Genomic DNA, 18,822 nt, shown 5'->3' with positions numbered 1-18,822 from the left:
TACGACTGGGCGGGTGCGCATCGGTGAACTGGCCCGGAGGACAGGCGTGTCGGCGCGGTCCCTGCGCCACTACGAACAGGCGGGCCTGATCGCCTCGGACCGCGCGGCCAACGGCTACCGGGTGTACGAGGAGGGCGCGGTGGTCCGCGTCGCCAACATCCGTTACCTCCTCGGCGCCGGGCTCACCCTCGACGACGTGGCGGCCTTCCGCTCCTGCCTCGACGGGGACCTGCCGTCGGTGCGCCCGTCCGCCCGCGGCCTGGAGATCGCCCGCGAGCGGCTCGCCGTGCTCGACGCCCGCATCGCCGCGCAGACGGCGGCCAGGGACCGGCTGGCGGCGGCCCTCGCCGCCCGGTACGACGGTGACGCGGCCCCCGCCGGAATGCCATGATCTGACGGTCCGAAGGATCTTCGGACGTTCGGGAACGGCGACTCGGGGGAGGACCACGCCATGGATGTGGCGCTGATAGCGGTGGCGGGCACGCTTCTCGGCGTGATCGCCACCCACTGGTTCCAGGGACGGACGACCCTGCGCACGGCCGCGCTCGCCCGGAACGAACAGCTCCGCCAGGAGCGGATCGCCACCTACAGCGCCTTCGCCGGCGCCGTCGTCGAGTACCGGCACAGCCAGAACGACCGCTGGTTCCGGGCCGTCGAGGAGCCCGGCTCGGAGGAGGCCGAGGAATCGCGGCACGCCTCCTACCGGCAGCGGACCGCCGCCCGGCAGGCCCTCTTCCGCGTCCAGCTGGTCTGCGACGACGCGGACCTGCGGCGGCTCGCCGAGGCCGCCTTCGACGAGACGCACTGCATGCACGAGGCGGTCGGCACGGCCGACCGGGCCCACCGCTCCGACCAGGCCAAGGAAGCTCTCGCCCGGTTCGTCGCCGCCGCCGCGCCCGGACTCCGCTGAGGACGGCGGCCATGGACCTCGTCGCCCCCGTCGTCGTCGAGCCGCTGCGCCGCCGCCGCTGCTCGGAGTGCCGGCAGGGTCCGCTGGAGCGGATGATCGTCGAGTACAACCAGCCGGTCTGCCTGGACTGCGCCGACCTCGGCCACCTCGTCTTCCTGCGCCGGGGGGACACCGCGCTCACCCGGCGGGCCCGCGAACAGAGCGCCCTGTGGGCGGTGGTGGTACGCCACAACCGGCGCCGCACCCGCTACGAGCGCCAGGGGCTGCTCGTCGAGGAGGCGGCCCTCGCCCGGGCGGAGGCGGCCTGCCTCGCCGACGCGGAGGCCCGGGCGCGGCGCCGGGCCCGGGACGCGGAGCGGCGCGCCGTGCGGGACGCCGGGGTCACCGAGGCCCTGCGGGCGGAGATCCTGCGGCTCTTCCCCGCGATGCCGCCGGAGCGGGCGGTCGAGATCGCCGTCCACGCCTCCGCGAAGGGCAGCGGCCGGGTGGGCAGGACGGCCGCCGGCCGCGCCCTCGACCGGGGCGCCGTGACGGCCGCGGTCCGCGCCTCGGTGCGGCACGTGGACACGCCGTACGACGCGCTGCTGATGTCGGGTGTCCCCCGCCATCAGGCCCGCACCCGGGTCTCCGCCGCCATCGAGACGGTGCTGCGCGCCTGGCGCGCGCCGGGTTCCGGGCACAGGGACGCGCCCGGCGTGACGGGCACGACGGGCGCGGAGGGGACGCCGGGGCGGGCTGACCGCTGACGGCTCGGACGTCAGCGGGGCCGGCTCCGGCGTGGCAGGTCCGGGTCAGACCTGGTCGCCCGCGCGGCGGGCGCGGCGGTACATCAGCGCGCCGCCGAGGAGGAGCGCGGCGCTGCCCGCGGCGGCGTAGCCGACGGAGTCGCTGCCGGTGGCCGCGAGCACGACCCGCTCGGTCTCGCCCTGCGGGGCCGGGGCCGGGGCGGGCGCCGGGACGGCCGGCTTCTCCTGCTCGGCGACCGGCTTCGGCGGCAGGTTGCGCACCGGGGTCTGCGGGCGCGGGGTCGGGATCTCGACCTGCGGCTCCTCGGGCGTGCTCGGGGCGTTGACCCCGGTGTTGCCGACGGCCGGGTTGCCGACGCCCACGACGTTGACCGAGTTGCCGACGACGTTGACCGGCAGGTCGATCGGGAGCTGGAGGCCGTTCCCGGACAGCACGCCCGGGGAGCCCTCGGCGTGGCTCTCCGCGGTGGCCCCGCCGCCGTTGACGGCCCCGCCGTCGGACGAACCGCCGCCGTCGGTCTGCTCGCCGCCGCGCGGGGTCACGGCCTCGTCCTTGTGGGTGCGGCCGGGGCCGCCGTCCCTCTGCTCCCCGGCCGGGGCCGAGGTGTTGGCACAGGCGTTGCCCGCGGCCGGGTTGAGCAGCCCGACGACGTTGACCGTGTTCCCGCAGAGGTTGACCGGTACGTGGACCGGCAGCTGGATCGTGTTGCCGGAGCCGACTCCCGGGGAGCCGACCGCGGCGCCCTCGGCACCCGAGTCCGCGTGGGCGGCACCCGCCGACAGCGCGAGCGCACCACCCGTGACCAACAGTGTGGCCAGACCACTTCGGCGCATCTGCCTCATGGCTTCCTGCCTTCCGGAGTTGCACGGGCGATTGCCCGTACCGGAATAAACGCGACGAACGCGTCTGCCGGATCCGGCCGTTGGCGGGTTTCACTCCTTCGAGGGAGGCGCCGTTCGAGTGGTGACCCCGGACGGGCCCTCACCGCCGAGGAGTTCGGTGAGGGCTCCGACCGGGTCGGCGTCGGGTGTGCCGCGCGGCCACCAGTCCTCGCGGCCGCCATCCGATTCGTACGGATACCACAGGCCGTCCTTGCCCAGCCGGAGTTGGAGCGAGGAGGTGGAGAGGTGGTTGCGCCAGGGACGGAAGGCCGGGAAGTCGGCGGCGAGGAGGGCCGGTCTGGCGCGGTCGAAGGGACCGGCCGGCGGGTCCCAGGGCTCCTCCAGGACCGCGAGGCCCTCCGCGCCGCCCTGGCGCCAGGCGGCGACGGCGCGGGCGAGGTCGGTGGGGGTGCGGTCGAGCGCGTCGGCCAGGTCGCGGTAGAGGGCCCGGGTCGAGGCGGTGAGTCCGGAGCCGGGGTGGGCGGCGGCGAGCCGGACCGCGTCCTGCCAGGGGGTGAGGTCGGCGACCGGGTCGTGGCCGGTGGCCAGGAAGGCGTGGGCGCGGGCGGCGGCCTCGCCCGCGAGCAGGTCGAGCGCCAGCGGGTCCGGGGCGTGCGGGTCCGGCGGGAAGACGGCGGGCCGCCCGGGCCGGTCGGGGAGCGGCAGCGGCGGGGGCAGCGGCGGCACGGGCCCGGCGGCGAGCACCTCGCGGGCGGGCACGGCGGGGAGCACGGGCGCGGCGGCGGTGGTCTCGGCGGCGGAGCGGGCGGCGTTGCGCCGCGAGAGTTCGGCGAGGAGTTCGCCCTCGCCCCGGCCGCGCATCAGGAAGAGGACGAAGGGGTCCTCGTCGAGGAGGCGGGCGGCCTGGTAGCAGAGGGCGGCGGCGTGCTTGCAGGGGAAACCGTCGTCGGGGCAGGAGCAGTCGGGCAGCAGGTCGCCGGGGGCGGGCAGCAGCCCTTCGACGGCCTCCAGGGCGTGCGGGACCTCCTTGTCGAGGAGCGCGGCCATGTGCTCGGGGCGGGCGGCGGCCTCGTCGAGGAAGAGCTCCCAGCCGTCGTCGCCGAGCGTCCGCATCCGGATCTCGGTCCGGTACGGGCGGATCCGGCTGCCGTGCACATAGGCGACGACCCGGCCGGGGGTGACGGTGATGGCGTCGACGTGGCCGCGCTCCGCGTAGGCCCTGCCCCGGGCGAGGCGGGCCTGGTCGAGGGCGGTGCGCTCCAGGGCGGACACCCAGGCGTTGCCCCACCAGGTGGCGGCGAAGCGCCCGTCGGCGGCCGCGCGGGGCGGGACGGCCGGGAAGGTGCGGCGGCGGTCGTCGTGGCGGGGGCCGGCCCCGCGCGGCGCGGGGCGGGCGGCCCGGGCTCCGGGGCGGTTCACGCGGACCTCCTCAGGGAGACCAGGTCGGCCAGTTCGCGGTCGGTGAGTTCGGTGAAGGCGGCCTCGCCGGAGCCCAGGACGGCCTCGGCCAGGGCCTTCTTGGCGCGGAGCAGTTCGGCGATGCGGTCCTCGACGGTGCCTTCGGTGACGAGCCGGTGGACCTGTACGGGCTGGGTCTGGCCGATGCGGTAGGCGCGGTCGGTGGCCTGGTCCTCGACCGCCGGGTTCCACCAGCGGTCGTAGTGGACGACGTGGCCGGCGCGGGTGAGGTTGAGGCCGGTGCCGGCGGCCTTGAGGGAGAGCAGGAAGACGGGGACCTCGCCCGCCTGGAAGCGGTCGACCATCCGCTCCCGCTCCGCCACCGGCGTTCCCCCGTGCAGGAGTTGGCTCCCGATCCCGCGGGCGGTGAGGTGGTCGGCGAGGAGCCGGGCCATCGTCACGTACTGGGTGAAGACCAGCACGGAGCCGTCCTCGGCGAGGATGGTGTCGAGCAGTTCGTCGAGGAGGGCGAGCTTGCCGGAGCGGCCGGCGAGGCGCGCGGTGCCGCCGCCGCGCGGGGCGTCCTCCTTGAGGTACTGGGCGGGGTGGTTGCAGATCTGCTTGAGCGAGGTCAGCAGCTTCATCACCAGTCCGCGCCGGGCCATCCCCTCGGCGGCCTCGATCAGGCCGAGGGTCTCGCGGACCACCGCCTCGTACAGCGAGGCCTGTTCGCGGCTGAGCGGCACCGGGTGGTCGGACTCGGTCTTGGGCGGCAGTTCGGGGACGATGCCGGGGTCGGACTTGCGGCGGCGCAGCAGGAAGGGGCGGACGAGCCGGGCGAGCCGCTCCACCGCCTCCTCGTTCTCCAGCTCCTCGTGGTTCTCGGCGGCGCGGGCGTGCCGGGAGCGGAAGGCCTTGAGCGGGCCGAGGAGTCCGGGGGTGGTCCAGTCGAGGAGGGCCCACAGCTCGGAAAGGTTGTTCTCCACGGGCGTGCCGGTGAGCGCGACCCGGGCGGGGGTGGGGATGGTGCGCAGCGCCTTGGCCGTCGCGGAGAACGGGTTCTTCACGTGCTGGGCCTCGTCGGCGACGACCATCCCCCAGGACCGCTCGGCGAGCTGTGCGGCGCGGGTGCGCAGGGTGCCGTAGGTGGTGAGGACGATCCCGCCGTCGAGGTCGCCCAGCTCGCGCGCGGAGCCGTGGAAGCGGCGGACGGGCACGTCGGGGGCGAACTTCGCCGCCTCCCGCTGCCAGTTGCCGAGGAGGGAGGCGGGGCAGACGACGAGGGTGGGTTCGCGGCGGGCCCGGCGCAGGTGGAGCGCGAGGACGGTGACGGTCTTGCCGAGGCCCATGTCGTCGGCGAGGCAGCCGCCGAGGCCGAGCGAGGTCATCAGGTCGAGCCAGGCGAGGCCGCGGAGCTGGTAGTCCCGCAGGGTGGCGGCGAGTCCGGGCGGTGGCGCGGCCGGCTCGGGGCCGGCGAGGAGCCGGTCGCGGAGGACGGCGAGCGCCCCGACCGGCACGGCGGGGACGGTCTCGCCGTCGACCTCGGCGCTTCCGGTGAGGGCGGCGGCGAGGGCGTCGACCGGTTCGAGCAGGCCGAGTTCGCGCTTGCGGGCCTTGCGGACGAGGTCGGGGTCGACGACGACCCAGCGGTCACGGAGCCGTACGACGGGGCGGTGTGCCTCGGCGAGGACGTCCATCTCGCCCTGGGTCAGCGGGTCGCCGTCGAGGGCGAGCTGCCAGTCGAAGCGGAGCAGTTCGGTGGAGTCGAAGAAGCTGGTGCCGTCGGTGGCGGAGCCGGGCGCGGAGCGGGCGGGGCGGACGACGGCGGAGGCGCTGAGGGAGCGGGCCAGGTCGCGCGGCCAGTGCAGGGCGACCCCGGCGTCGGCGAGCCGGGCCGCGGCCGGGCCGAGCAGCTCGTACAACTCGGCCTCGCCGACGGCGAGGACGTCGGGCACGTCCCGCTCCAGGAGCCGGCCGAGCGGGGGCCAGATCCGGGCGGCTCGGCGCAGCGCGAGGAGGGCGTCGATCCGGGCGCGGGGGCCGAAGTGCTCGCCCTCCCCCGCCCAGAGGGCGGCGGCGTCGATGACGAGGGTCGGGTCGGCGAGGCTGTGCACCTGGAGGATGGCGGCGGCCGCCTGCCGCTCGGGGCCGTCCTCGGCCTCGTCGGCGCTGTCGAACAGCTCGGCGGCGGAGAGGTCGAGGCGGAGCGAGATCCTCACTCCGGCGTCCATGCCGGCGGCGGCCTCGGCGGCCCAGGCGCGGGCCCCGGGGAGGTGCTGCGGCGCGGCGGCGGCGAAGGGCGCGCCGACCGCGTGCACGGCCGCGGGGGTACGGGGCAGGGTGTCGGCGACCGCGTCGAGGAAGGCCCGCACCAGGGCCTCCGGATCGGGCAGGGCGAGCGGGCCGGATCCCACGACGGGCACCGCGTGCGCCTCGTACGGCATCGCGGCGGCGACGGCCCGCAGATGGGCGATGTCCTCGGCGTCGAGCGGACCGGCCCGCCAGGCGTCCAGGTCGTCGGCGGTGAGCCCGGGCAGCAGCCGGCCACGGGCGACGAGGTGCAGGGCGTGCAGGGCGGCCGCGCCCCAGCAGGCGGTGGCGGGGTGGGCGGCGGGACGGTGGCGGGCGGCGACGAGCAGGGGCAGGGCGGTGGCCACCGGCAGGGTGACGGCGGGGACCTCGCGGCGGCGGGTGCCGGTGCCGTGCCGGCCGGCCACGGTGATCCGGGTGGACTCCGCGCCGGCGAGCCCGTCGGGATCGGGCAGGGGCACCCCGTCGGGCGCCCAGAGGGCGATCCTTCCCTGGCGGGGCAGCGCCGCGGGCAGGAAGACGGCGGCACGGGCCGTCCAGCGCTCCGTCATGTGCCGCCCTGCTTCCCCGGGGTCCACCGGCCGGCGCGGAACGTCCGCGTCGGTACCCCCGACCTTACGGGCGGGCTCTGACAACGGGCGCCGACGTGTGTCCCCCGACCGGCCCAACCCCGGATGACAGCCGCCTCCGACGGCGGGAGGGTGGCGTCGACCAGGGCTTTTCGCCCCCGGGGCTGCCGCCGACCGCCTCGCTCGCCCGATCGAAGGGGATCCGCCATGTCCGTTCGCCGGCGTCTCACGACCGCCACCGGGGCCGTGCTGCTCACGCTCACGGTCGCGGGCTGCTCGGGCCTCGGCCGCACCGCCGTGGGCCCCGTCACCTACGAGGCGCGCGGGGCGAAGATCGTGCGCGTGATGAGCCCGCCGGTGCGGGGCTGCCACCGGATGCCGCTCGGGGCGACCCGGGTCGAGAACGGCACCCTGGTGGACCTGATCCTCTACCGGACCCCGCACTGCCGGGGCGAGGACACGATCTACCTGCCGACCAACAGCACCGACTCGATCGCGCCGGGCACCCTGGCCTGGCACAGCTACTCGATCGTGCACTGAGCCCGGCCGCCGACGCCGTTCCCTTCGCCTCCGTGCGGGTACATGCTGGAAGTGCCCACAGGGATCCGACGGAAGAGGGCGCCGTCATGCGTACCGGTAGCGAGCCGGTCACCGCGCGCAGCGCGCTGCGGCTGCGGTTCTGGCTGAGTGCCTGGGGAATGGTGTGGGCGGTCTTCGGCACGGTCGTCTTCGTGCTGGTGGGCCGCCCCGGCTGGGCGGTGGCCTGCGCGGTGCTGCTCCTGGTGGTCGCGGCCGACATGACGATGGTCCTGCGCCATCTCCGGCAGGGCCCGCACTGGCAGCCGGGCCGTGACATCCCGCCGTACGAGCCGGACCACGGCGACGGCCGCTCCCGGAGCGGGTACACCGGCGACCGGGGCGGCGACGGGTGGCCCTGGCGGTCGGACGACGGCCGGGAGCACGGCGACGGACGGCCCCGGCACCCGGACGACGGCCCGGACCGCGGCGACCGCTGAGCCGCGGCGGAGCGGGCCGGTCAGTCCTCGGTGCCGAAGCCCGCGGCCTGGACGTACTCGGGCCGGGGGTCGAGCGCGGCGGCGAGCCGGAAGTGCCGGGTGGCCCGGGCTTCCTGTCCGGAGCGCTGGAGGGTGCGGGCGAGCGCGAAGTGGGCGAAGGCGTTGTCCGGCTCCCGCTCCAGGACCAGCTCGAACTCCAGCTGCGCGGGCCGCAGCTGGGCGGCGGCGAAGAAGGCCCGCGCCCGCAGCAGCCGTGCCGCCGTGTTCTCCGGGTGCTCGGCGATGACCGAGTCCAGCAGTTTCACGGCACCACGCGGGTCCCGTGCGGCCAGCAGGTGCTCGGCGGCACGGAAGTCGATGACGTGCGTCTCCGGATTTCTCTCGGCCATGAACTGCATCCTTCCCACGATCCGGGTCCCGGACACCGGACGGGCGCCCGGCGTCTAGACGGTTTCGGCCGCCCGGCGCTCCAGCTCCTCCCACACCTTCCGCACCTGCGGCTCCAGCGCGTCGAGCGGGCCGTCGTTGTCGATCACGAGGTCCGCGATCTCCAGCCGGGCCGCCCGGCCGGCCTGCGCCGCCATCCGGGCCTTCGCCTCCGCCTCGGCCATGCCCCGGAGCCGTACCAGCCGGTCGAGCTGGGTCTCGGGCGAGGCGTCGACGACGACCACGAGGTCGTAGAGGGGCGCGAGGCCGTTCTCGGTGAGCAGGGGTACGTCGTGGATCACCACGTCCCCGGGGCCGGCGGCGCTCTCCAGCTCGGCCGACCGGGCGCCGACGAGCGGGTGCACGATGGCGTTGAGCGTGGCCAGCCGCTCCGGGTCGGCGAAGACGATGGAGCCGAGTTTCGGCCGGTCGAGGGTGCCGTCCTCGGTGAGGACGGACTCCCCGAAGGCGGCCACGACCGCCGCGAGCCCCTCGGTGCCCGGTTCGACCACCTCGCGGGCGATCCGGTCCGCGTCGATCAGCACGGCCCCGTACGAGACGAGCAGCCGCGACACCTCACTCTTGCCGGCGCCGATGCCGCCGGTCAGGCCAATCTTCAGCATGAGCGGCAGCTTAGGCCCCCGGCTCCGCGGTCCTAGGAGTCGCCCTCCCGCTCGGCGAGGAAGCGCTCGAACTCGCGGCCCAGCTCGTCGGCCGAGGGCAGGTCGACGGGCTCGGCGACCAGGCTGCCGCGGGTCTCGGCGCCGGCCACCGCGTCGTACTGGTGCTCAAGCCCCTGGACCAGGGCGACCAGCTCCTCGTCGCCGGCGCCGATCTGCCGGTCGATCTCGGTCTGGGTGCGGCGGGCCTCGGTGCGCAGCGCGTGGGCGACGCCCGGGAGGACGAGGCCGGTGGCGGCGGTGACGGCCTCCAGGACGGTGAGCGCCGCGTCCGGGTACGGGGAGCGGGCCACGTAGTGCGGCACGTGGGCGGCGACCCCGAGGGTGTCGAAACCGGCCTCGGAGAGCCGGAACTCGATGAGGGACTGGGCGCTGCCGGGCACCTGGGCCTCGTCGAAGGGGCTGCGGTGGCCGGGCATGAGGTCGGTGCGGTTGCCGTGCGGGGTGAGGCCGACGGGCCGGGTGTGCGGCACGCCCATGGGGATGCCGTGGAAGTTGACGGCGAGCCGTACGCCGAGCCGTTCGACGATCTGGGCGACGGCGGCGGCGAAGCGCTCCCACTCGACGTCCGGCTCGGGGCCGGAGAGGAAGAGGAAGGGGGCGCCGGTGGCGTCCTGGACGAGGCGGACCTCGATGGCCGGGGTGTCGTACCCGGCCCAGCGGTCGCGCCGGAAGGTCAGCAGCGGGCGGCGGGCCCGGTAGTCCACCAGCCGGTCGTGGTCGAAGCGGACGACGACCTGGTGGGGAAGGGTGTCGAGCACCCGCTCGACGATCTGCTCGCCGGCCTCTCCCGCGTCGATGTAGCCGTCGAAGTGGTACAGCATGACCAGCCCGGTCGACTCCTGTGCCAGGGCAAGGTCGACCACGGCCAGGCCCTTGGCGTCCCATTCGTACAAATCCTGGGGATCAAGCACGGTTACCGCTCCTCCTCGCGTCTCCCGGAAGAACGCCCCGGAGCGCAAGGTCATTCCCGCCAAGGCTCGTTCGGGCCGATGTGGCGGAAAAACGACCGGGGCCCGCTCCCCCGGGAGGGAGCGGGCCCCGGTGTACTGCTAGCGACTAGCGCCGCTCAGCGGAGAGCCTGTTCAGCTCTGGCCGCCGGCGAGCTTCTCGCGGAGGGCGGCGAGGGCCTCGTCCGACGCCAGGGCGCCGGCGGAGTCGTCCGACTCCGAGGAGTAGGAGCCACCCGAGATGCCCGCACCGGCGTTGCCGGCGGCCGGGGCGGCAGCGCCCTCGGCAGCGGCGGCCTCGTCGGCCTCGCGGGACTTGATGACCTGGGCCTGGTGCTGCTCGAAGCGCGCCTGCGCCTCGGCGTACTGGGCCTCCCAGGCCTCGCGCTGGGTCTCGTAGCCCTCGAGCCAGTCGTTGGTCTCGGGGTCGAAGCCCTCGGGGTAGATGTAGTTGCCCTGGTCGTCGTAGGACGCGGCCATGCCGTACAGGGTCGGGTCGAACTCGACCGACGCCGGGTCGGCACCGAAGGACTCGTTGGCCTGCTTCAGGGACAGCGAGATCCGGCGACGCTCGAGGTCGATGTCGATGACCTTGACGAAGATCTCGTCGTTGACCTGGACGACCTGCTCCGGGATCTCCACGTGGCGCTCGGCCAGCTCGGAGATGTGGACCAGACCCTCGATGCCCTCGTCCACGCGGACGAACGCACCGAACGGAACCAGCTTGGTGACCTTGCCGGGGACGACCTGGCCGATCTGGTGCGTACGGGCGAACTGCTGCCACGGGTCCTCCTGCGTCGCCTTCAGCGACAGGGAGACACGCTCGCGGTCCATGTCCACGTCGAGAACCTCGACGGTGACCTCCTGGCCGACCTCGACAACCTCGGACGGGTGGTCGATGTGCTTCCAGGACAGCTCGGAGACGTGGACGAGACCGTCGACGCCACCCAGGTCCACGAAGGCACCGAAGTTGACGATCGAGGACACGACGCCGGAGCGGACCTGACCCTTCTGGAGGGTCGTGAGGAAGGTCTGGCGGACCTCGGACTGGGTCTGCTCCAGCCAGGCACGGCGGGACAGGACCACGTTGTTGCGGTTCTTGTCCAGCTCGATGATCTTCGCCTCGAGCTCCTTGCCCACGTAGGGCTGGAGGTCGCGGACACGGCGCATCTCGACCAGGGAGGCCGGGAGGAAGCCGCGGAGGCCGATGTCGAGGATGAGACCACCCTTGACGACCTCGATGACGGTACCGGTGACGATGCCGTCCTCTTCCTTGATCTTCTCGATGGTGCCCCAGGCACGCTCGTACTGGGCGCGCTTCTTCGAGAGGATCAGACGGCCTTCCTTGTCCTCCTTCTGGAGAACAAGGGCCTCGATCTCGTCGCCGACCTTGACGACCTCGTTCGGGTCGACGTCGTGCTTGATCGAGAGCTCGCGGCTCGGGATGACACCTTCGGTCTTGTAACCGATGTCGAGCAGGACCTCGTCCCGGTCGACCTTCACGATGACGCCGTCGACGATGTCGCCGTCGTTGAAGTACTTGATCGTCTCGTCGATCGCGGCGAGGAAGGCTTCCTCGTTACCGATGTCGTTGACCGCAACCTGCGGGGTGGTGGCGGTGGTCTCGGTGCTGCTCGTCATGTGGGAAAGGGCTCCGGTTACGGACAGAAAGTCGTAGGTACTGCTACGCCGAGAGCCCGTATCGCACTGAAGAAGCCGGACAGCTGATGAAGCGCCTTCCGGAGACCGGGGGCGCCTCGAAAACCGAGGGGACTGCAACAGGTGCGAGCGCGGCCTGCTCCGTCTGAGGCGCGCAGGCCCGCAGCGCAACCTTTAGCATACGGGGACGGCCGGACAGGGTCAATGCGCGAAGCGCGCAGCCGGGACAGAAGTGCGCGAACCCGGCACAACTCGTGTCCGTCCACGGGCCATCGGCGGTCCTCCGCCGTTCCGCGGCACTGAGCGCAAACTACATCGACGGGCGAGATGAACCAAGAGTACGAACAGGACGACCGCTTCGAGACGGACGAGGACGAGGCGGTGGCGACCAGGCGTGACGCCGGCGACGCGGAGAGCAGCCGGGCGAGCCGGGGCTGGTGGGACCGGAACGCCGACGAGTACCAGAACGACCACGGCGCCTTCCTCGGCGACGACCGGTTCGTATGGGGTCCGGAGGGGCTCGACGAGGCCGAGGCCGGACTGCTCGGGCCGACGGAGGGACTGAAGGGGCTCGACATCCTGGAGATCGGCGCCGGCGCCGCGCAGTGCTCCCGGTGGCTGGCGGCCCAGGGGGCCAGGCCGGTGGCGCTCGACCTCTCGCACCGGCAGCTCCAGCACGCCCTGCGGATCGGCGGGGAGGTGCCGCTGGTCGAGGCGGACGCGGGGGCGCTGCCCTTCCGCGACGGCGCCTTCGACCTCGCGTGCTCGGCGTACGGGGCGGTGCCGTTCGTCGCCGATCCGGTCCGGGTCTTCCGGGAGGTGCGCCGGGTGCTGCGGCCGGGCGGGCGCTGGGTGTTCTCGGTGACCCACCCGATCCGCTGGGCGTTCCCGGACGAGCCGGGGCCGGAGGGCCTGTCGGTCGCCGCCTCCTACTTCGACCGCACGCCCTACGTCGAGCAGGACGAGCAGGGGCGGGCGGTGTACGTGGAGCACCACCGGACGCTCGGCGACCGGGTGCGGGACGTGGTGGCGGGCGGCTTCCGGCTAGTGGACCTGGTCGAGCCGGAGTGGCCGGAATGGAACAGCCAGGAGTGGGGCGGCTGGTCCCCGCTGCGGGGGAACCTGATCCCGGGCACGGCGATCTTCGTGTGCGAGCGCGAGGACTGAGCCGGACCCCCGACTCCTTCGCACACCGACCGTCGGATGTCCGACAGTCGTACTTACAGGCGGGCCTGTGGACAACCGGGCCCGCCTTTTTTCCTTGGCGTACGAGACTGAGTGCGTGATCCGAAACGACGTACTCGATCTGCTTCCCGTCCGGCATGCCGTTCCCGAGCTGCTGGCCGCGCTCGAAGGGCGCGGCACGGCGGTGCTGCACGCGCCGCCCGGCACCGGCAAGACCACGCTGGTGCCGCTGGCGCTCGCGGGGCTGATAGGGGACGGGCCGGAGCGGCGGGTGCTGGTGGCCGAGCCGCGCCGGATGGCGGTGCGGGCGGCGGCCGGGCGGATGGCCTGGCTGCTGGGCGAGGACGTCGGCGGCACGGTCGGCTTCGCGGTGCGCGGGGAGCGGCGGGCGGGGCCCGCGACACGGGTCGAGGTCGTGACGACCGGTCTGCTGCTCCAGCGGCTGCAGCGGGATCCGGAGCTGGCGGGGGTGGACGTGGTGCTCCTCGACGAGTGTCACGAGCGCCATCTGGACGCCGACACGGCCCTGGCGTTCCTGGTGGACGTACGGGCCGCGCTGCGACCGGAGCTCGGGGTCGTCGCGGCCTCGGCGACCAGTGACGCGGAGGCCTGGGCCCGGCTGCTGACCTCCCAGGAGGGCGGCGGGCCCGCGCCGGTGGTGCGCAGCGAGGGCGAGGGGCACGGTTTCGCGGTGGTCCACGCGCCGCCGCCGGCGGGGATCCGGCCGGCGCACGGCACCTGGGTGGATCCGGCGCTGCTGCGGCACGTGGCGGCGACGGTCCGCGGGGCGCTGGCGCGGCACGAGGGCGACGTCCTCTGCTTCCTGCCGGGCACCGGGGAGATCGCGCGGACGGCGGGGCTGCTCGACGGGGTGGACGCCGAGGTGCTCCAGCTGCACGGGCGGGCTCCCGCGGCGGTACAGGACGCGGTGCTGCGGGGTGCGGGGCCCGGTGGGCGGCGGCGGGTGGTGCTGTCGACGTCGGTGGCCGAGTCGAGCCTCACGGTGCCGGGGGTGCGGGTCGTGGTGGACGCGGGGCTGGCCCGGGAGCCGCGGATGGACCACGCGCGCGGCCTGGGGTCGCTGGCGACGGTGCCGGTGTCGGCCGCGGCGGCGACGCAGCGGGCGGGGCGCTCGGGGCGTGAGGCGCGGGGGACGGTGTACCGGTGCTGGTCGGCGGCGGAGGAGAGCGGACGGGCGCGGTTCCCGGCGCCGGAGATCCGGATCGCCGACCTGACCGGGTTCGCGCTGCGGGCCGCCTGCTGGGGCGATCCCACGGCGGAGGGCCTGGCGCTGCTCGACGCGCCGCCGGCCGGGGCGCTGACGGCGGCCCGTTCGGTGCTCGCGGCGATCGGGGCCGTGGACGCGTCGGGGAAGGCGACCGGCCGCGGGGTCCGGATGGCCCGGCTCGGGGTGCATCCGCGGCTCGGGCGGGCGCTGCTCGACGGGGCGGCGGAGGTGGGCGCGCGGCGGGCGGCCGAGGTCGTGGCGCTGCTGAGCGAGGAGCCGCCGCGGGAGTACGGGGACGATCTGGCGGCGGCCTGGCGGGAGGCCCGCCGGGGCGGGGACGCGTACGGGGCACGGTGGCGGGCGGAGGTGCGGCGCCTCGAGCGGGCGGCGGCCTCGGAGGCGGAGGGCGGCACGGGGGAAGGGAGTGCGGCCGGGGAGGACGCGGTGGCGGGAGTGGTGACGGCGCTGGCGTTCCCGGAGCGGGTGGCGCGGGCGCGGGAGCGCGGCGGGCATCTGATGGTGTCCGGGAGCGGGGCGCGGCTCGCCGAGGGTTCGGGGCTGCGGTCGGCGCCGTGGCTGGCGGTGGCGGTGGCGGACCGGACGGCCCGGGACGCGACGGCGCGGGTGCGGCTCGCGGCCGTGGTGGACGAGGCCGTGGCGCGGCGGGCGGGCGGCCATCTGCTCCGCTCGGACGAGGAGGTGCGCTGGGAGGACGGCGATGTGGTGGCCCGGTCGGTGGAGCGGCTCGGGGCGGTGGAGCTGACGGTACGCCCGCTGGGGACGGGGGCGGATCCGGCGCTGGTGCGGGAGGCGCTCCTCGACGGTCTGCGGCGGGAGGGGACGGGACTGCTGCGGTGGCGGCGGGAGGCGGTGGAGCTGCGGGAGCGGCTGGCGTTCCTGCGCGGGGCGGTCGGCGGGGCGTGGCCGGACGTGGCGGAGGAGGCGCTGGTGGAGCGGGCCGAGGAGTGGCTGGAGCCGGAGCTGTCGCGGGCGGCGCGGCGGGCGGATCTGGGGCGGATCGACGCCGGGGAGGCGCTGCGGCGGCTGCTGCCGTGGGCCTCGGGCGAGGCGGGACGGCTGGACGAGCTGGCGCCGGAGCGGATCGAGGTGCCGAGCGGTTCGCGGATCCGGGTGGCGTACGGGGAGGGGCGGCCGGTGCTGGCGGTGAAGCTCCAGGAGATGTTCGGGCTCGCCGAGACGCCTCGGGTGGCGGGGGTGCCGGTCCTCGTCCATCTCCTCTCCCCCGCCGGGCGGCCGGCGGCCGTGACCGCCGATCTGGCCTCGTTCTGGCGGGACGGCTACCGGGCGGTGCGGGCGGAGCTGCGGGGGCGGTACCCGAGGCATCCGTGGCCGGAGGACCCTTCGGCGGGGGTGGCGACCCGGCACACGAGCGCGCGGCTCAGACGGGAGGGGTGACCGGCTCGGGGGCGGTCCGCGGCGCCGGCTTCGGGGCGGTGCCGGGGGCGGGGCGGCGGGAGCGGTGCTCCAGCCAGAGCGCGAGGGCGAACAGGAGGAGGGCGAGGACGGTGAAGGTCCAGGGGAGCCGGGAGACGAGGAGGAGGACGGTGGTGCGGTTGGCGGAGACCAGCTCGACGGTGTCGGCGATGTAGTCCTCGCGCATCTTCACGTGGCCGTCGAAGACGGTGAGGGTGTCGGTGCCCATGAGGGCCTTGGCGCCGCGGAGCTCCTCCTTGTGGATCTCCTCGCCGTTGACGGGGGCGCCGGTGACGGGCTCGACCCAGAACATGCGCTTCGTGGTGTACCAGCGGGTGAGGCCGGTGGAGGCGATGAGTTCGGGGGTGATGCCGTCGACGGGCATGGTCTTGGGCATCGGGACCTGGGTCCAGGGGATGGTCTGCTCGTAGTAGTAGACCTCCAGGCCGCGGAAGGTGCGGGTGCCCGCGAAGTGGATGGGGGCGGCGGTGCGGGTCTGGGCGTCGAAGTAGAGGTAGTCGCGCTTCTCGGTGAGGAAGGGCCACTTGAACTCGATGCCCTCGCGCTTGACCGGGTCGCCGTCGACCATCTCGCCGGGGGCGTTCACCGGGTCCTGGGTGTGGGCGTCGAAGATGTACCGCTCGGGGATCTTGGACACCATCTTGCCGTCGGGTCCCATGAAGTAGGAGAGGGAGTCCCAGACCACCACGTCGCGGTCGGTGCCGGCCTCGATCCGCTTCGACTCCTCCACGTTGCCCTTGAGGGTCTGGACGATCGTGATCTTCTCGACCTCGCGGGACTTGAGGGTGCCGTAGTCGAGGAGGGTGGCGGGGCGGGCCTCCAGGACCACCTCCTGGTACTGGTTCGGCGGGACCTTGGCCAGCCGGGGGAAGGCGTACCAGCGCAGGGTGGGGGCCATGGCGGCGAAGAGGACGGCGAAGGAGAGGAGGACGAGGCTGGCTCGGCGGCGCACGGGCTGCTCCCTACTTCTTGGGGCCGGGGTCGGCGGTGAGCAGGGGTCTGGGTGAGGTGGGGCCGTCGGGCGGCAGATCGACCAGGGAGACGAGCAGGACGAAGAGCAGGACGGGTACGAGTCCGATCGCCGCGGCGACGAGGGCGCGCATGTCGGCCTCCCGGCAAGTGATCTGATGGGTCGTCAGGGCGGGGGCACCGTAGCAACGCGACCGTGAGATGAGAACAGCTCGTGGCGGGACGAACCGAAACGCGCGCCGCCCCCGGCGTCCCGGGAGGGGACGGCGGGGGCGGCGCGGAGGGAGGAGGTGCGGGTCAGGCGGAGGGCGAGGCGCTCGCGGTGGGCGAGGTGGTGGCGGAGGGAGAGGTCGACGGAGACGTCGACGAGGACGTGGTCGGCGCCGGGTCCGGGGTCGGCTCCTCGGTCGGGTCCGGGGTCGTGGGCGGCGTGGTGACCGGGGCGGTGACGGTGAGCGGCACCTTCACGGTGCCGCCGCCGGGCGCGGTGAGCAGCAGGACGTAGCTGCCGGCCTTCTCGCCCGCCACGAGGCCCTCGACGACCAGGCGGCTCTGGGCGTCGGTCTTCAGGACCTTGGTGCGGATCGGGTTGCCCGCGGCGTCCTTGCCGAAGGACGGGCCGTCGGCGCTCTGACCGGTGGAGTCCGCCGAGTCGGTGACGACGGCGGTGACGGTCACGCCCGGGGCGAGGGCACCGGCGAGGCGGGACTCGACGGTGACGTCGGCGTAGCCGGCGCCGGTCTCGGCCGTCAGGGCGGTGTCGCCGATCCGGGTGAGGGCGTCGGCCTTGCGGACCTCGACGGTCGCCTTCAGCTCGGCGGCCGGCAGGGAGGAGCGGCCCGGGACGGTGGCGCGGATGGTGAAGGACGCGGCCTTCTCGCCGGCGCGCAGGGCGGGCGCCGTGGCGACGCCCCGCGCGTCCGATGCGACGGTGACGGTGGTGGCGCCGGCGGGGAAGCGGGCGTCGGTGGTGGCGGGGAGCACGAAGCGGACGCTGACGCCGGCGACCGGGCGGCCGGTGGCGTCCACGGCGGTGACGGACGCGGCCTGGGCGAAGGTGCTTCCGGTGACCGCGGTGAGCGTCGCCGTGCCGGGCTTGAGGCGGGAGACCCGGAGGGTCGGCGGGACCTCGACGGGCGTGCCGACGTCCGGCCCGCTCGGGTTCGTGGTCGACGGCTTCGACGGCTCCGAGGGCTTCGACGGCGGGGTCGTGGCCGGGTCGGTGGGCTTCGGCGACGGACGGTCCGGCGACGGGCGCGGCGACGGCGTGGCCGGCGAGCTCGGCGACACGGGGAAGGGGGACCGGCCGGAGCCGGGGCGGTCGCTGCGGTCGACCGGGAGCCGCCCGGTGCCGTCCGGGACGGTATGGGCGCCGCGGCCGTAGTACTCGAACCAGTTGAGGACGGTGGTCAGGTACTCCGTGGAGCGGTTGTAGCTGAGGATCGCCTTGTCGAGGTCGGCCTTGATCGCCAGGTTCCGGCCGCCGGCGCACAGGTACATGCCCGCGGCCTGGGCGGCGTCGTAGATGTTGTTGGGGTCCTTCTTCCCGTCGCCGTTGGCGTCCTGGCCCCAGACGGCCCAGGTGGACGGGATGAACTGCATGGGACCGACGGCCCGGTCGTGGGTGGTGTCGCCGTCGAAGGCGCCGTCGTCGGTGTCCTGGATGAGCGCGAAGCCGTTGCCGTCGAGGGCCGGGCCGAGGATCGGGGTGAAGGTGGTGCCGTTGCCGTCGACACGGCCGCCACTGGCCTGGCCGGACTCGACCTTGCCTATGCCGGCGAGGAGCTGCCAGGGCAGGTTGCAGGAGGGGTCGGAGGCGCGGACCGAGGCCTCGGCGCGGCGGTAGGCGGCGAGGACGGTCGCGGGTATGCCGGCCTCGGCGGGGCCGGTGACGATCGGCACCTGGGGTCCGGTGGGCGCCACTCCGGGCACCTTCGGCGGGTTCAGCGGCGGCAGGTCGGTGTAGTAGGGCGAGTCGCCGGTCGCCGAGCCGGCGGCGTCGCCGGGCGGGGTCGTGGCGTCGCCGGCGCCGATGGTGGTGTCGCCGCTGAGGTTGTCGGTCGGCGGCGGGATCGCCCCCGGGCCCTGCGAGGCGGCCAGCGCCGCGACCGCGGCGGCGACGATCGCGCCGCTCGTGGCTCCCCTGCGCAGGCGGCGGCCGAATTGCGCTGCCATTCCGGAACTCCCTCCCCATTCGACTGCGGCCGCGCGCTCCCCGCGCGTGACCTCAGGCGACCCTATGCGATGTCCCTAGCACACGACACCACGGCCTGACCGTGTTTCACGCTTTCGTCACCCCTTGGCCTCCCGGCGGCCGGACACGGAGGTCCGCACTCCGGAGTCCGGGCCTCCGGAGCCGGCCACCCCCGGGGTCCCCGGGGCGTACGGGACGCGCGGGGTGCATGGGGTGCATAGCGTGCGTGGGGGGCGTGGGGGGCGTGGCGTGCATGGGGTGCATGGGGTGCGTGGGAACCGTGG

The 18,822-nt window shown here is 74.7% G+C and carries 17 protein-coding genes; 7 read left to right on the top strand and 10 right to left on the bottom strand.

Features of this window, described 5'->3' with window-relative positions; translation table 11 throughout:
* Positions 1-13 precede the first annotated feature (13 nt).
* Genes ABZ621_RS04545 through ABZ621_RS04535 form a run of 3 tightly spaced genes read left to right on the top strand, consistent with a single transcriptional unit; the run spans position 14 to position 1,656 of the window.
* The gene (locus tag ABZ621_RS04545; RefSeq protein ID WP_360600600.1) at positions 14-391 is read left to right on the top strand and encodes a MerR family transcriptional regulator; all 378 of its coding nucleotides are present in this window, start codon (positions 14-16) and stop codon (positions 389-391) included.
* 60 nt (positions 392-451) lie between these two features.
* Positions 452-910, top strand: coding sequence for a hypothetical protein (locus tag ABZ621_RS04540; RefSeq protein WP_360600598.1), 459 nt, complete (start codon positions 452-454; stop codon positions 908-910).
* 11 nt (positions 911-921) lie between these two features.
* Positions 922-1,656, top strand: coding sequence for a DUF2293 domain-containing protein (locus tag ABZ621_RS04535; protein WP_360600596.1), 735 nt, complete (start codon positions 922-924; stop codon positions 1,654-1,656).
* A gap of 45 nt (positions 1,657-1,701) precedes the next feature.
* On the opposite strand, the gene ABZ621_RS04530 is transcribed toward ABZ621_RS04535, so the two are convergent.
* The 3 genes from ABZ621_RS04530 to ABZ621_RS04520 form a co-directional block, all read right to left on the bottom strand.
* Entirely contained in the window at positions 1,702-2,499 is a 798-nt protein-coding gene (locus ABZ621_RS04530; protein ID WP_360600594.1) for a chaplin, read from the bottom strand.
* Positions 2,500-2,589: 90 nt separating this feature from the next.
* Positions 2,590-3,918, bottom strand: coding sequence for an SWIM zinc finger family protein (locus ABZ621_RS04525; RefSeq protein WP_360600592.1), 1,329 nt, complete (start codon positions 3,916-3,918; stop codon positions 2,590-2,592).
* Positions 3,915-6,758: a DEAD/DEAH box helicase gene (locus tag ABZ621_RS04520; protein WP_360600590.1), complete on the bottom strand. Its 2,844-nt coding sequence runs from the start codon at positions 6,756-6,758 to the stop codon at positions 3,915-3,917. The genes ABZ621_RS04525 and ABZ621_RS04520 overlap by 4 nt, the downstream gene beginning before the upstream one ends.
* Before the next feature lie 225 nt (positions 6,759-6,983).
* Here ABZ621_RS04520 and ABZ621_RS04515 point away from each other — a divergent pair, with 225 nt between their 5' ends.
* Positions 6,984-7,316: a hypothetical protein gene (locus ABZ621_RS04515; RefSeq protein ID WP_360600588.1), complete on the top strand. Its 333-nt coding sequence runs from the start codon at positions 6,984-6,986 to the stop codon at positions 7,314-7,316.
* A gap of 86 nt (positions 7,317-7,402) precedes the next feature.
* Entirely contained in the window at positions 7,403-7,792 is a 390-nt protein-coding gene (locus ABZ621_RS04510) for a DUF6343 family protein (RefSeq protein ID WP_360600586.1), read from the top strand.
* 20 nt (positions 7,793-7,812) lie between these two features.
* On the opposite strand, the gene ABZ621_RS04505 is transcribed toward ABZ621_RS04510, so the two are convergent.
* From ABZ621_RS04505 to rpsA, 4 genes are all read right to left on the bottom strand, one after another.
* On the bottom strand, positions 7,813-8,181 hold the full coding sequence (locus tag ABZ621_RS04505) for a tetratricopeptide repeat protein (protein ID WP_360600584.1): 369 nt from the start codon (positions 8,179-8,181) through the stop codon (positions 7,813-7,815).
* A 54-nt stretch (positions 8,182-8,235) separates the two neighbouring features.
* Positions 8,236-8,841, bottom strand: a complete 606-nt coding sequence (gene coaE, locus ABZ621_RS04500; RefSeq protein ID WP_360600582.1) for a dephospho-CoA kinase — start codon at positions 8,839-8,841, stop codon at positions 8,236-8,238.
* A 32-nt stretch (positions 8,842-8,873) separates the two neighbouring features.
* Complete coding sequence (locus ABZ621_RS04495; protein ID WP_360600580.1) at positions 8,874-9,812, bottom strand: PAC2 family protein; 939 nt, start codon at positions 9,810-9,812, stop codon at positions 8,874-8,876.
* Positions 9,813-9,983: 171 nt separating this feature from the next.
* Entirely contained in the window at positions 9,984-11,489 is a 1,506-nt protein-coding gene (gene rpsA, locus ABZ621_RS04490) for a 30S ribosomal protein S1 (protein ID WP_031002689.1), read from the bottom strand.
* Positions 11,490-11,834: 345 nt separating this feature from the next.
* Between rpsA and ABZ621_RS04485 the strand changes: the two genes are divergently transcribed.
* Together ABZ621_RS04485 and hrpB are read left to right on the top strand one after the other, a co-directional pair.
* Positions 11,835-12,674: a methyltransferase domain-containing protein gene (locus tag ABZ621_RS04485; RefSeq protein WP_360600578.1), complete on the top strand. Its 840-nt coding sequence runs from the start codon at positions 11,835-11,837 to the stop codon at positions 12,672-12,674.
* 115 nt (positions 12,675-12,789) lie between these two features.
* The gene (gene hrpB / locus ABZ621_RS04480; RefSeq protein WP_360600576.1) at positions 12,790-15,336 is read left to right on the top strand and encodes an ATP-dependent helicase HrpB; all 2,547 of its coding nucleotides are present in this window, start codon (positions 12,790-12,792) and stop codon (positions 15,334-15,336) included.
* Here hrpB and ABZ621_RS04475 read toward each other — a convergent pair.
* From ABZ621_RS04475 to ABZ621_RS04465, 3 genes are all read right to left on the bottom strand, one after another.
* Positions 15,320-16,327: a DUF3068 domain-containing protein gene (locus ABZ621_RS04475; RefSeq protein ID WP_360600574.1), complete on the bottom strand. Its 1,008-nt coding sequence runs from the start codon at positions 16,325-16,327 to the stop codon at positions 15,320-15,322. The two genes, hrpB and ABZ621_RS04475, sit on opposite strands and share 17 nt — an antisense overlap.
* Before the next feature lie 10 nt (positions 16,328-16,337).
* Positions 16,338-16,478, bottom strand: a complete 141-nt coding sequence (locus ABZ621_RS04470) for an SPW_0924 family protein (RefSeq protein ID WP_107063131.1) — start codon at positions 16,476-16,478, stop codon at positions 16,338-16,340.
* A 163-nt stretch (positions 16,479-16,641) separates the two neighbouring features.
* A complete protein-coding gene (locus ABZ621_RS04465; protein WP_360600572.1) occupies positions 16,642-18,519 on the bottom strand; it encodes a lytic transglycosylase in 1,878 nt (625 codons plus the stop codon).
* Between the last annotated feature and the right edge of the window lie 303 nt (positions 18,520-18,822).

It is taken from the genome of Streptomyces sp. NPDC007863 (genome assembly GCF_040633895.1).
Classification (GTDB): Bacteria; Actinomycetota; Actinomycetes; order Streptomycetales; family Streptomycetaceae; genus Streptomyces.
The sequence above is the reverse complement of the archived record's forward strand: the minus strand, read 5'-3'. Positions and strand labels throughout refer to the sequence as shown.

Excerpts from the sequence above, each read along its gene's own strand:
- ABZ621_RS04515 (WP_360600588.1), top strand. The coding sequence starts at position 6,984 with ATGTCCGTTCGCCGGCGTCTCACGACCGCCACCGGGGCCGTGCTGCTC.
- rpsA (WP_031002689.1), bottom strand. The coding sequence starts at position 11,489 with ATGACGAGCAGCACCGAGACCACCGCCACCACCCCGCAGGTTGCGGTC.
- ABZ621_RS04540 (WP_360600598.1), top strand. The coding sequence starts at position 452 with ATGGATGTGGCGCTGATAGCGGTGGCGGGCACGCTTCTCGGCGTGATC.
- ABZ621_RS04535 (WP_360600596.1), top strand. The coding sequence starts at position 922 with ATGGACCTCGTCGCCCCCGTCGTCGTCGAGCCGCTGCGCCGCCGCCGC.
- ABZ621_RS04485 (WP_360600578.1), top strand. The coding sequence starts at position 11,835 with ATGAACCAAGAGTACGAACAGGACGACCGCTTCGAGACGGACGAGGAC.
- ABZ621_RS04470 (WP_107063131.1), bottom strand. The coding sequence starts at position 16,478 with ATGCGCGCCCTCGTCGCCGCGGCGATCGGACTCGTACCCGTCCTGCTC.
- ABZ621_RS04520 (WP_360600590.1), bottom strand. The coding sequence starts at position 6,758 with ATGACGGAGCGCTGGACGGCCCGTGCCGCCGTCTTCCTGCCCGCGGCG.
- ABZ621_RS04465 (WP_360600572.1), bottom strand. The coding sequence starts at position 18,519 with ATGGCAGCGCAATTCGGCCGCCGCCTGCGCAGGGGAGCCACGAGCGGC.
- coaE (WP_360600582.1), bottom strand. The coding sequence starts at position 8,841 with ATGCTGAAGATTGGCCTGACCGGCGGCATCGGCGCCGGCAAGAGTGAG.
- ABZ621_RS04505 (WP_360600584.1), bottom strand. The coding sequence starts at position 8,181 with ATGGCCGAGAGAAATCCGGAGACGCACGTCATCGACTTCCGTGCCGCC.
- ABZ621_RS04510 (WP_360600586.1), top strand. The coding sequence starts at position 7,403 with ATGCGTACCGGTAGCGAGCCGGTCACCGCGCGCAGCGCGCTGCGGCTG.
- ABZ621_RS04530 (WP_360600594.1), bottom strand. The coding sequence starts at position 2,499 with ATGAGGCAGATGCGCCGAAGTGGTCTGGCCACACTGTTGGTCACGGGT.